This window comes from Trichocoleus sp. DQ-A2 (genome assembly GCF_039961915.1).
Lineage (GTDB): Bacteria > Cyanobacteriota > Cyanobacteriia > Cyanobacteriales > FACHB-T130 > FACHB-T130.
In genome coordinates, this window is the sequence record NZ_JAMPKD010000010.1 from 199150 (window position 1) to 211337 (window position 12188).

Here is a 12188-nt window from a genome sequence, read left to right on the forward strand (position 1 = left end):
GTTCGATATCAAGCTTATTTACCAAACCCCTGTTAATGATATGGACGGCAAGCTAGACGGTACAAAGCATCAAAGAAAGGTCAGTTCCACTCCTTCTGAGTCTGGAAGCGCAACGCCCACCCGAATTTGCATTCTTGGTGGGGGCTTTGGCGGTCTCTACACTGCTTTGTACCTGCGCCGTTTTCCTTTATTGAAATCAAGTCAATGCGAAATTACGCTGGTTGAGCAGAAAAATCGCTTTCTTTTTACCCCCTTGCTCTACGAACTGGTCACAGACGAACTGCAAGCGTGGGAAATTGCTCCTTCTTATCAAAAGCTATTAAAAAATACAAATATTCGGTTTTGTCAAGAGACAATTCAGGAAGTTGATTTACAAACACGCCAGGTAAAGCTTGAATCCGGTGAGGGTCTCGCTTACGACTACCTCGTTTTGGCAGTCGGGGGAGAAACGCGCTTAGAGGGCGTTCCCGGAGCTGGCACTTATGCCCAAACCTTTCGCAGTTTGGCGGATGTAGAGCTTCTGAAACAACAGCTATACGAGTTTGAGCTTTCTGAGCAGGAACAAATGCGGATTGCGATCGCGGGCGCTGGTCCTAATGGCGTAGAACTCGCTTGCAAAATCGCCGACCGGCTACAGAAACGAGGGCAGGTACTGTTGCTTGACCGGGGTAATCAAATTCTAAAAACCTTTTCCGCTCATACTCAAGCTGCGGCTCACCGTGCTTTATCAAGTCGTGGTGTGCGGGTAAAACTAGAAACGAGCATCCACCGCATTGAACCTAACCAAATTACCCTAGTTCGGGATGGTCAGATTGACACTTTGCCTGTAGATTTGGTATTTTGGACGGCTGGAACCCGGCAGCTCGATTGGGTGCGCGAACTTGATTGCCAGCATAATAACCAGGGACAACTGATTTCTTGCCCTACCTTACAATTAGTTGACTATCCAGAAGTGTTTGCTTTGGGGGATTTGGCAGAAATTTACAATCCCCGTGGCGCACGGGTGCCAGCAACCGCTCAAGCCGCTTTTCAACAGGCAGATTGTGCTGCTCGCAACATTTGGGCAGCGATCGCGGGCAAACGCTTACGGCGCTTCCGCTATTTGCACTTAGGAGAGATGGTGACTTTGGGAAAGGGTGCGGCTGCGGTTTCTAGCTTTGGTCTGAATTTAGAAGGGCGCTTGGCATCGATTACTAGACAAGTCGTTTACCTCCAGCGCCTGCCAACCGTGCCTCACCGCCTCCGAGTAGTGAGAAACTGGATTTATCAAGCGATTCGGCGGGTTGTTTTAACAGTCTGGAAGTGGCTGGCAGCAATCCGGCGGTTAGGGTCCAATAGTTTGGGAAAGCGGCGATTGGCGGCGAATTACTCCCGGCGATCTAAGTATTAAATTTAACAAACGGCAATTGCTTACTGCCGTTAACCATGAAAAAATTTTCCATCAAGGTCTAATGTTTTATGGCTTCTACTCAGCAAAAATCTAAAGCCATTTTTACTTCCAAGCTTGAGCAACTGTTTGGGTTAGACCTGCGATCGCTAGCCCTGTTTCGGATTGGTTTGGCGCTGGTTGTTCTTGCCGATTTAATCATTCGGGCGGGGGATCTGACAGCACATTATACAGATGCTGGAGTGATGCCGCGATCGCTACTAACTACTATCTTAAAACCTTGGTATTGGTCAGTTCATGCGCTGGGCGGTCAAACCTGGTTTCAAGCCATTCTATTTTTGCTAGCTGGATTTGTGGCTTTAGCGCTATTGGTGGGATACCGAACCCGGTTAGCAGCGATCGCAACTTGGGCGCTGATGGTATCTCTCCACAACCGAAACCCAGCTTTGATTTTCGCGGCGGATGATGTAATTCGCGCGCTGCTTTTCTGGGCAATGTTTTTGCCCTTAGGTGCTTATTACTCGATTGACAGTGCCCTAAATACATCTACCCAAAAATTACCCAAGCGCATCCTCTCCGGTGCCACCCTAGCACTTACGCTACAACAATGCTTTATCTACATCTTTTCGGCGGCTTTTAAAGCGAAGAGTCCCTTTTGGTGGCCTGATGGTAGTGCGGTTTATTATGCTTTGAGTTTCGACCAATACGCTACACCATTTGGTCAATTCCTACTCAGCCTACCTTCTGCACTTCTAGTCTTGCTCACTTTTAGCGCCCTGTGGTTAGAAACCCTTGGCCCTTTGTTACTCTTCGTTCCCATCCGTACCAGCTTTTTCCGCTGCTGTGCAATTATCTCGTTTATCCTCTTACATATCGGTTTCGGATTGTCGTTTGTACTGGGGATTTTTCCGTTTCTCAGTACAGCCAGTTGGCTAGCTTTCATCCCGACGGAAGTTTGGGACTCGGTATCTAAGCGGCTGTATACCCCAGAACGAGCCGGACTCCAGATTTACTATGATGCCGACTGTGGCTTCTGCAAGAAGGTTGTCCACCTGATTCGCACTTTCTTGATATTGCCTGCACAGACGCCACTGCTCTTAGCTCAGGACGATCCCTCGATTTTTGCAGATATGCAAGCGAAAAATTCTTGGGTAGTAGTGGATTGGCAAGGAAACAGGCATTTTAAGTGGGAAGCGATCGCTTACGTTTGTAGTTTATCCCCAATATTTAAGCCACTGGTTCCCCTTCTCAAATGGGGGCCTGTGATGTCTGTAGGAACGAAATTTTACGAGACAGTTGCATCTAACCGCAGGGCTGCTGGTAACTTTACAAAACCCTTCAAGTTCCGTCCCCTTGAAGTACGTTCTTCGCGACCGATGAATATAGTGACGTTACTCTTGCTAGCTTATGTCACTATCTGGAACTTCAGAAGTTTTGCTCCTGAGAAATTTAATCGAAAAGCCTTAAATTCGATTGACTGGATTAGCCGAATTTTGAGGGTAGATCAATCTTGGAGTATTTTTGCCCCCGCTCCCCCCCGAGATGATGGTTGGCACGTAATCCCAGGCAAGTTGAAAGATGGAACTGAAGTTAATGTTTTGAGAGATGGGGAGCCTGTAAGTTGGGAAAAGCCGAGTCGGAAGAGCCGAAACGCCCTCTATCAAAATATGCAATGGCGCACCTATTTCATAAACCTCAATCGCACCATCGGCAAAAAGCTTTATCCCTACTATGGACAATACCTCTGCCGTGACTGGAACGCTCGGCACCAAGGTTCAAAACAACTAGATAACTTTGAAATTGACTTTATGAACGAGAGAACCGTGGCACCCGGTCAACCTCAGAATGTCGAGAAGAAGCCTGCTTGGCAGCAATCCTGCTCACAGAATCCCGAACAATATCAGTGAGGCTCGTCAAAGAAAAAGTTTGCTGTGACAAGTTTAAAACACTTATTATTCAAACTTTCTCTAGTCGATTGACCGGATAAAACTTAGTATTTAAAGTTTGCGTTTTTTCAGTCGCATTGGCTTTGTCTTTTTTCGTTCTAACTTGACATCTGGCGCTATCTTTACACATTTAAAATGCTTAAATTAAACTTTTGGAAGCCTGATAGCAAGAATAAGCAAAAAGTTAAAGCTTATTTAAGTATATTTATTTTTTTCTGGATACTCTTTATCTTGAGTAATTGCGGATTTGATTATGCTGAAGGCTCCTTCCACTATAAACTTGCAGAACATATTGTTACCACTGGGCAACTAGGTTTTGATACTCCACAAGAGGGAATTTTTTCAATAGCACCCAATGGGAGAACCTATGCTTCCCAAGAAATTGGAAATACAATATTTTTTCTACCTACCGCCTTTATTAATGTAATTTTAGAAAGGATTTTAGATCCTTTCACTACGGTAAAAGTTATATCTATAACGAAGGAATTTATACGTTCATTTCAGCCCGGGTTTTATTCTGCACTCACAGTCACTGCTTTTTTCGGTATCTTGCGGTTTCAGTTTGGTCAAGCTATCTTACCCAGCTTTATCGCAACCTTATGCCTAGCCGTCAGCACTTATTTTTGGACTTATACCAGAGAATCCTTTGATGGAGTTCTCTGTTCTACATTATTGACTACATCTTTTCTGCTGTTATTAAATTTTAGAAACAACAAAAAAAATCAGTATTTAATACTAGCTTTTATTTGTTTGGGTTTTTCTTTAATTACTAGAATTTCCATGATTTTAGCTATAGTAGCTTCACTTGGTTATGTAGTACTTATTAGCAGACTATCTTTGATCAGCCGAGCAAAGAATGTTGCCACTGCATTACTGATAATCTTCCCTTTTTTAGTATGGCAATCATGGTACAACCATCTAAGAACTGGATTTTTCTACCTTTCCCCGGTTCAAACAGACGCCAAATATTTGGGTAACAATGCGTTGGATGGAAATATCTTTATAGGATTGACAGGTCTTTTGCTGAGTCCTGGAAAAAGCATATTTATATATGCCCCTTTATTAATCCTATCTGTTGTTCTATTTAGAAAATTCTTTAAGGAGCATAAAAAAGAAGCTTTATATATATTGGTACTGACGATAGCTTGGTTTCTACTGCATGCAAGATTAAGGAGTTGGTATGGTGGCGGAGGATGGGGACCCCGTTATCTAGTGACCATCCTGCCCATTCTCTTTTTGCCCTTTGCAACCAATATGGAATATGTTTTACAAAGAACCTCGTTGAAGCTCTCAGCAATTTTTCTAGCTGGTTTTGGGTTCATTCTCTCATTTTCATCAATTCTTTCACATTGGTACTGGAGACTAGAATTCGCTAGAAAAGATGAAGTAGCCTATGTCTGGAAGTTCTCAAATAGCCAGTCATTGGATATGTTGAAGAGTGCAGCGAGAAATCTTCTCAATTCCTTTAAAATTGCTACTCATTCTCCAGGAATTCAAAACCAAAATTTATGGTATTTAAATTCAGGCATAGAAGCTTACGGTAGTCATACTGTAAATCTCTGGCCTAACTCTCTTGTGTTTATCGGTGTTCCTTGGTATTTAGTAGCGACTTCAGTTGCCTTTTTATTGTTGATGATGTACTTATCTATTCGGAACATTTTTAATCTGGAAGATACTAGCAAAATGGCAGATTAAATTAATTTTAGTGACAAAAAGAAAGAATAACTTTTTTAAGGAATAGGGTTAAACCAGTGTTCAATCTTAAGAAGAATCCAGCCAACATTACTGCATATACTTTAATCGTATTATCCTTAGTTTTTGGATTTTTTATACGCCTATTCAGTGTTCTCAGATATACCACTTTTTTTTATTACGATCAGGCCAGAGATGCTGAAATCTACATGAAGATGTGGCAAGGAAATTGGCCTATATTAGGCCCTTCTGCCTCTGTCGGAGGATATCATCTACCGCCTCTTTATTATTATCTAGTTTTTCCTTTTACTATATTTGGCTCAGATCCAGTTTTTACAGCTGTACCTAATGCATTATTCTCTTTTTTCTCTATTCCGCTTTTAATTTATTTAGTTTATGAACTATTAGAAAATGTTGAATTTTCCAAACGCCTTCTTCTGGCAGGCTTAGCAGGTTTTTGGTACAGTCTAATCTTCGGAGAAATTTTTATAAGTACGTTCCAGTGGAACCCCAGCCCTATTATATTTTTTCTGCTTTGTTTTACTTTACTCTATAAATACCAGTTGGAAGCTAGATTTTCTCTAGTTCCTCAATGCTTCTCCTGGATACTTTATGGGATTGTTTTAGCCATATTAATTAGCTTGCATTCCACAACTCTTTTTGTAATGCCAGTAGTTTTTATTGCCAGCTCTATTTTATTCATCTCAAAAAACCGCAGAACTCCTATTAGGTTTTTACTGCCTATCTTGTCCGTTTTAGCAGCATTTGTAGCTTTGTTTCCTTATTGGAAAGGAGAACTTAGTCGCGGTTGGTTGAATACCAAACAAATTATCGCTACTTTAACTAGCTCTAATCAAGAAGCTAATTCTAATATCTTAAGTAAGATTGGTAGGCTGGTATTTAATTATGTTGAATTAGGACAACAAGCCTATTTTACTGGAGAAGGTTGGTTTTATATTTTAACTTCTATTATTTTCTTAACAGTGGTTTTAACGGTAGCAATAGCCAAGTTTAAAGGGAACAAAACTATTTTTGCTTTTTTAGCATTTACTTGGTCTATTTATCTATATGCTGCTTCAAATTATCAAGGAATTTATTACATTCATTACAAACTTTTAATTTTAATCTCTCCAATAGTTTTGGCTGTCTTGAGTTTAGCTTACTTAGATTTATCTAAGAAAGCAGATAAATCTTTAAGTGCTTTTTTAATTGCAGGTATAGCTCTATCAATCTTGATTAATGCGAGTTATGACTATCAGTATTTAACCAGCAAATATAGCCAAAATAGACTGGTATCTACTTCGGACATTACTCAGATTTTAAGTCAATTACCTGCAAACTCAACAATCTGTACATTTGATCCGAAACCTGTCGGTTGGATGTCAATGTACCAGCCCTATAAATATATCGATCAATATATTACTAAAAAGAATTTCAAGATTGTTAAAACTTTTTGTCAAGCAGGGAACTACCTAATTTATCCAAAGTTCTATATGGTACAACGTACTGATAACCTTTTTCCAGTTTTTAATGTTTATAGAAATCCAGATTTAACACAAGCTCATAGTACAGTTTTAGAAACTCAAGTTGCTGAGGTTCATCTTCTCCAGTAAAAGAGACCTTATTTTTGGGTAGGTTAAATATTTAGTTACTGAAATGGACGGACTAACCTCATGATGAAAATACAGGAATCGAGCCACAGGTTTTATTCAAAAGAGGTACGATTTTTTATCGCAATTTTATTAATCATAGGTCTTTTCTTTCGATTCGCTAACCTTGAAAAAAAAGTTTATTGGGGCGATGAAAGTAGCACTTCACGTCGGATTTCAGGTTATACCTTAGAAGAAGTTAAGCAGGAAGCTTCTAGCACTGGTGCAATCCCTGTAAAGGATTTGCAGAAATATCAGCGCCCTAATACTGAAAAAGATTTAACTGATATGATTAATTCTTTAGCAGCAACTGCTGAACATCCACCACTCTATTTTTTGTTAGCTCGGTTTTGGGCACAGTTGTGGGGAAACTCGGTGGCAGTGATGAGAAGCCTACCTGCTTTGATTAGTCTGCTTGCGTTTCCTTGTATTTATTGGCTATGTGTAGAATTATTTGAATTGCCTCTGGTGGGATGGATGGCAACCGGGCTGGTAGCTATTTCACCATTTCATATCTTATATGCTCAGGAAGCTCGTCAGTATAGCCTGTGGACTGTAGCAATTTTAATATCTAGTGCATCGCTTCTAAGAGCGATGCGAGTAAAAACAAAATCCGCTTGGGCTATGTATGCAGCAACCTTAATTTTAGGTCTTTATTCTCATTTATTTTTCCTGTTGACTGCCATTAGTCATGGAGTCTATGTATTTTCGCTAGAAAAGTTTCGAGCAAGTAAAACATTTATCTCCTATCTGCTAGCATCTTTAACAGCTATCTTACTTTTTATACCTTGGCTTCTGATTGCTCTTGCTAATTTGTCAACAGTCGATGAAGCAACCGAGTGGATGCGATCGACTTTTCCGATACAATCTTTAGTAAAAACATGGATTTTAAATCTTAGTCGTATTTTTGTGGATTTTAATTACAGTTTTAAATATAGAAATTTTGGATTATATATTGCAATTTTTCTCTCGTTGATTTTAGTAATTTATGCAATTTACTTTCTTTGCCGCCGGACTGAAAAGCACGTTTGGTTGTTTATCTTGACGATGCTTGGAGTTACTGCGATCGCATTGACACTACCAGATTTAATCTCTGGAGGAAGACGCTCTGCTGTTGCTCGTTATCTTATCCCTTGTTACTTAGCAATAGAAATCGCAATTGCCTACCTACTTGCTGCTAAAATATCCTCATTTTCTGCTAAAAACTGGCAGCGGTGGCTATGGCAAATTGCTACAGTCGTCATCATTTCGGGAGGAGTTTTATCCAGCGCAGTCAGTTCTCAAGCACAAGAATGGTGGAATAAATATAACAGTTGTCACTATAAAGAAATCGCTCAGATTGTTAACCAGGCTAATTATCCACTTTATATCTGGTACAACTTACCTCCTTTTTCCTTGACTTACCTGTTCGATCCCAAAGTTAAACTTCAGTCAGTTTCTAATCAACCTGTTCTTAAACCAGGTGAAGAGATTGACAGCAAGTTACCTATAAATTCTATTGCTAATGATTTCAGTGATGTATTTGTGGATTCTAAAAAGGCTTTGAAGGCTGTTCTCGATCGAGAACCAAGCTACCAGATAAAGAAAGTATATGAGTGGGAACAGCAGATAGATCCTGTTTACATTACGAAGACTACTCTCTGGCATTTAGCAAAACAGTAATGATTAGAAAAGTTGATTTTTTAAAATTGTCTGTTTAGCAAATTACAGCGCGATCGCTTACTCTACCGAAATTGCCGCTAACCTAGCATCGTTGTCTCGTGCAATTGCCTTGCCCTGGGTGGGAATCTGCCTGAGCTACCCTAGAATTGTAGGCTTCGGCTTCTTACCCAAAGGAGCGGAAATTTTTCTAACCTTTACCTTGTCTTGCTCTAAAAGTATTTTGATTTGCCAAAACCGCAGCTGCCGCAAGCAGGGTGCAGCTAAAGTTTTGGCAGCTTTCCAGGCGTCTGAAGTTCCCGACGTCACTGTAACAGGGAGCCAATGTTTAGGACAATGTGGCAATGGCCCGATGGTATTGGTGATGCCAGAAGAAGTGTGGTACAACCACGTCCATCCCGATGAAGTGCCAACAGTGATAGAACGACATTTGCGAGGTGGACAACCTGTTGCAGCAATGCTTTATGGCAAATTTCACCAGCGTTCGTAGCGTATTGCCGCTAAACGTAGTCGTGTGTCACGAATGGCACCGCGACGAGTTCACCCTCGCTTTCTCCTACTTGTACTTTCAGCCCTTCACCACCGGCTTTGGTGCGGACGTAGCCGAGTCCAAAGGAACCTTGGTCGGTTTCAGTATAGCTGGTAAGTTTGCCGACTTTTTCCTCTCCAACGCTAATTACACTTCCTGGTTGGGCGGGTGTGTTGAGTCGGACGCCCCAAAGGTGTTGTTTGACTCCTTTATAAGTATTTAAACGGGCAATTGTCTCCTGTCCGATGTAGCAGCCTTTTTCAAAGGAGATGGTTTGCCACAAGCCTGCTTCTAGAGGATTGTAATCCTCAGTTAGCTCAAGGTCAGGTGCGGGGCGTCCTTGTTCGATTCGGAGATGTTCCCAGACACGATCGCTCATCGGCACTGCCCCAGCTTGCGCTAAAGTATTCCACAGCGTTTCCTTATCAGCAGCGGAGAGAATCAGCGTGTATCCCGGCGTTGCCAAACCGCTGCCCACAGCTACCCGCACCTCGATATCCCCCACCGTCAATTGCTGATGAGAACCATCAGGTTGACCAATCATGGCACCCGCACCCAACTGTTCTAAGAGGGCATCACTCCCTGGCCCAATCAAGCTGAAGCTTGCAGTATTATCAGTTACATCGGTTAACTGCACCTTGTCGGCGAAAAAAATGTATTGGTCTAGCCATTTGAGCAGCTTCTCGCGCCGATTGGGTGAAACCAGCAGCAGGACTGCATCTTCCATCACATAGGCGGTGGTTAAGTCAATCGTTCGCGCTGTTGATGTGACAAAAACCGTATCGCAGCCTTGTCCTGGCTTGAGTCGCTGAAAGTCGTTTGTACTCTGGTTGTGCAAAAATCGGATGCGATCGCCTTCGGAAACTTGAATCCGTCCCCAATGAGAGCGATCGCATACAGCAACCCCCTCCCGCGCCGCTTGGATAGCTGCTGCACTCTTGTCGTCAAAATTGCCGTCAATTGCAGATGTAGGCATGGTGATTGTTGCTAATCGTTTCAATTTTCATCTAGCGTTTCTGCTAGTTTTTCTGACTTGAAAATCTTATCAAATAAGACTAATCAGCTTCAATCTGGTACTCAATCTGAAGCTAACATCCTGTGCGAATCGCTTTGAGTAAGGATATCAGGCAATAGTTACTGCTGAAATTGGGCTAATAACCAAGCACCAACTAAGCTTTGATTTTCTTGACGACTGCGCTGTAAAGCTTCCACTAGCACTGAAATCGCTAATCCCGGCAACACCTGGGACTCAGTAATTCTTTGACTTCCCCCAGCAGATGTGATGGTAAAAGCAATAATTCTGATGTTCGCAACATCTACCACCCAATATTCCGCCACTCCTAAATCTTCGTATAGAAGCCGTTTTTGCCCGATATCATCAGATAGTGAAGTATTGGCAATTTCAATCACTAAATTTGGTGCTGGATATTGGTCTAAGTCAATGATTGACGTTCCCCAAGGGATTACATCAGCATTTTCACCAATATAATAAGACACATCTGGTTGACTTTCTTGAACACCTGTTTTTCTGTATGTACAGTTATCCCGTCCATGTATAAGAATGCCTTTGAGGGTAGCAAACAGGTTAACGGCAAAGATAATAATAGTGTGATCGCTGGCGTGGTCAGAGCCGATAGGTGACATTTCTATCCTCAATTGTCCATTGTGGTAATAGCCTTTCGCTTTTTCTAGTTGCGGATCTTCAATCGCCTGGATATATTCATCCCAAGTGGCTACAACCCAAGTATTTGTCGGTATTTTCGTTTGTAGTTTACTCATGGTTAAGGCATTTAGGGCGCGATGCTTCTGTTATGTAGTGTAATTTCTGGGAGAGCGATCGCGCTTGGTAATAGGGAATGCGATGCCTGTTTCCAGAATTAATGACTTACTTTGACATGGATTGTTGATTTTCTATTAAAATTTTTCCAAAGTGACCAATGAATTCTTGTAAAACTTCCTTTGAGCTGATACACACTTGCCAAGTGTCGGTAAAAATTTTATCTTCACTAAGTATTAGGTAGGTATCTCTGCTACTCAAAGTTTCAGGGTTGAATTCTTCTAAAGGGATTCGGTCGATAACACATCCTTCATAACCAGTATTATCACATCCAAGTTTATTAAATTTAAAAACACCTGTTGTTCTCTCTTCTTCCTTCAAAGGGTGCCAATAGTAAGCGTGAAGCGAATCTAAAAAAGCATCCTTTTTACTAGGTAATATCCAAACCATTGCTTTTGTAAAAAGATAGATTTGTCCGGCTAAATCAAAATACTCCCAATACTGCAAACTCAGTGCATATTGCTCAACAATGCCTTTAATAATAGAAACAGATAGCTCTTTTTTTTGTTGGGCTAAAATCAGTTGATAGCTTTTAATTCCTTTGTCAGGATTCTTGAGCTGATATCCTATATATTGCCCTGAGCTACTCACTTTAAACATTTCATTAAATCCAAGCTGCGTCAGCATAGTGATAGCCAAATCCATCAAATCTTCTCCTGGCTTACTCTCCTTCATGCTTGACGAAACTGGCTGGGGTAGACTTTTTGGGTTTACCTGTTCCCCTCCATCGCTAGCCTTGTTGGTGACAACAGAAGAACAATCATGAACCCACTCAGGGTGGTACTTTTGAAATAGAGCAATTAACTCATTTCGTCTTGATTGGCGATCGCTGGGAAATCTCCCCTTAATGCCAAAGTCCCGGTATATTTTGGAGATTTGATTGCGTACAGTTCCTTGAGTGCGACGCCTTGACAGAGCGATTTGAGCGTCTGTATCTCCAGCTAACACCATTCGTAATACCTCAACTGTACGAGGTTTCTCTAGCTCCAGCTTTTCCAGTATTTCTTTGAAGTGCTGACGATTCATATCTTTCAAAATATCGCAGTTATTCTATTATCTGCGTATTCTGCGTACTCTGCGTACTGAAATTAGCTTAACAGATGCCCATTGTCGTGTGTATCTGCGTTCTGAGCATGATATTCACAGAAGCATTCGAGTAAAGAAATGAAAATTCCAGAAAGTCAGCGCAGATTCCGCCAGTTAGAAATACCTGGGATGGAAGGATTTCTCGCCAATCTGAAAACGCAGTCAGAGACTACCAATATGAACCGAAAATCCATCTCCGGAATTTTGGCTAATAATACAGAAATTCAAACCACATTCCATCAGTTAGAAGTACCGGGAATGGAAGAATTTCTCTCCAAGCTGAAAACAAAGCCAAAAACGGCTGACTTGAGCGAATACGGGGATGCGATCGCAATCAATATAGATAATCTGCCTGACGAGACTGCCGCTTGAAGAAAAAGCGATCGCGTTCTTTCCTAACCTT

The 12188-nt window shown here is 41.5% G+C and carries 10 protein-coding genes; 7 read left to right on the forward strand and 3 right to left on the reverse strand.

Features of this window, described 5'->3' with window-relative positions; all coding sequences use genetic code 11:
- Positions 1-40: 40 nt before the first annotated feature.
- The 6 genes from NC997_RS12370 to NC997_RS12395 all read left to right on the forward strand — a co-directional run bounded on the left by NC997_RS12370 (position 41) and on the right by NC997_RS12395 (position 8823).
- Positions 41-1390 carry an NAD(P)/FAD-dependent oxidoreductase gene (locus tag NC997_RS12370; protein WP_190525716.1) on the forward strand — a complete coding sequence of 450 codons (1350 nt, stop codon included), beginning with the start codon at positions 41-43 and terminating at the stop codon, positions 1388-1390.
- A gap of 68 nt (positions 1391-1458) precedes the next feature.
- The gene (locus tag NC997_RS12375; RefSeq protein ID WP_190525718.1) at positions 1459-3294 is read left to right on the forward strand and encodes a DCC1-like thiol-disulfide oxidoreductase family protein; all 1836 of its coding nucleotides are present in this window, start codon (positions 1459-1461) and stop codon (positions 3292-3294) included.
- 174 nt (positions 3295-3468) lie between these two features.
- A complete protein-coding gene (locus NC997_RS12380; RefSeq protein WP_190525720.1) occupies positions 3469-5028 on the forward strand; it encodes a glycosyltransferase family 39 protein in 1560 nt (519 codons plus the stop codon).
- Between the two features lie 56 nt (positions 5029-5084).
- Positions 5085-6638, forward strand: a complete 1554-nt coding sequence (locus tag NC997_RS12385; RefSeq protein ID WP_190525722.1) for a hypothetical protein — start codon at positions 5085-5087, stop codon at positions 6636-6638.
- A gap of 60 nt (positions 6639-6698) precedes the next feature.
- The gene (locus NC997_RS12390; protein WP_190525724.1) at positions 6699-8336 is read left to right on the forward strand and encodes a glycosyltransferase family 39 protein; all 1638 of its coding nucleotides are present in this window, start codon (positions 6699-6701) and stop codon (positions 8334-8336) included.
- Positions 8337-8535: 199 nt separating this feature from the next.
- On the forward strand, positions 8536-8823 hold the full coding sequence (locus NC997_RS12395; protein ID WP_190525801.1) for a (2Fe-2S) ferredoxin domain-containing protein: 288 nt from the start codon (positions 8536-8538) through the stop codon (positions 8821-8823).
- Between the two features lie 10 nt (positions 8824-8833).
- On the opposite strand, the gene NC997_RS12400 is transcribed toward NC997_RS12395, so the two are convergent.
- The 3 genes from NC997_RS12400 to NC997_RS12410 all read right to left on the reverse strand — a co-directional run bounded on the left by NC997_RS12400 (position 8834) and on the right by NC997_RS12410 (position 11725).
- Positions 8834-9838 carry a folate-binding protein YgfZ gene (locus NC997_RS12400; RefSeq protein WP_190525726.1) on the reverse strand — a complete coding sequence of 335 codons (1005 nt, stop codon included), beginning with the start codon at positions 9836-9838 and terminating at the stop codon, positions 8834-8836.
- Between the two features lie 158 nt (positions 9839-9996).
- Complete coding sequence (locus NC997_RS12405; RefSeq protein WP_190525728.1) at positions 9997-10641, reverse strand: Uma2 family endonuclease; 645 nt, start codon at positions 10639-10641, stop codon at positions 9997-9999.
- A 106-nt stretch (positions 10642-10747) separates the two neighbouring features.
- Positions 10748-11725 (reverse strand): helix-turn-helix transcriptional regulator, encoded by a 978-nt coding sequence (locus NC997_RS12410; RefSeq protein WP_190525730.1) that lies wholly within the window; start codon positions 11723-11725, stop codon positions 10748-10750.
- A 138-nt stretch (positions 11726-11863) separates the two neighbouring features.
- Between NC997_RS12410 and NC997_RS12415 the strand changes: the two genes are divergently transcribed.
- Entirely contained in the window at positions 11864-12157 is a 294-nt protein-coding gene (locus tag NC997_RS12415; protein WP_190525732.1) for a hypothetical protein, read from the forward strand.
- Positions 12158-12188: the final 31 nt, after the last annotated feature.

Bases quoted from the DNA above. Each gene is read 5' to 3' on its own strand.
- NC997_RS12370 (WP_190525716.1), top strand. From the start codon at position 41: ATGGACGGCAAGCTAGACGGTACAAAGCATCAAAGAAAGGTCAGTTCC.
- NC997_RS12375 (WP_190525718.1), top strand. From the start codon at position 1,459: ATGGCTTCTACTCAGCAAAAATCTAAAGCCATTTTTACTTCCAAGCTT.
- NC997_RS12380 (WP_190525720.1), top strand. From the start codon at position 3,469: ATGCTTAAATTAAACTTTTGGAAGCCTGATAGCAAGAATAAGCAAAAA.
- NC997_RS12390 (WP_190525724.1), top strand. From the start codon at position 6,699: ATGATGAAAATACAGGAATCGAGCCACAGGTTTTATTCAAAAGAGGTA.
- NC997_RS12400 (WP_190525726.1), bottom strand. From the start codon at position 9,838: ATGCCTACATCTGCAATTGACGGCAATTTTGACGACAAGAGTGCAGCA.
- NC997_RS12405 (WP_190525728.1), bottom strand. From the start codon at position 10,641: ATGAGTAAACTACAAACGAAAATACCGACAAATACTTGGGTTGTAGCC.
- NC997_RS12410 (WP_190525730.1), bottom strand. From the start codon at position 11,725: ATGAATCGTCAGCACTTCAAAGAAATACTGGAAAAGCTGGAGCTAGAG.
- NC997_RS12415 (WP_190525732.1), top strand. From the start codon at position 11,864: ATGAAAATTCCAGAAAGTCAGCGCAGATTCCGCCAGTTAGAAATACCT.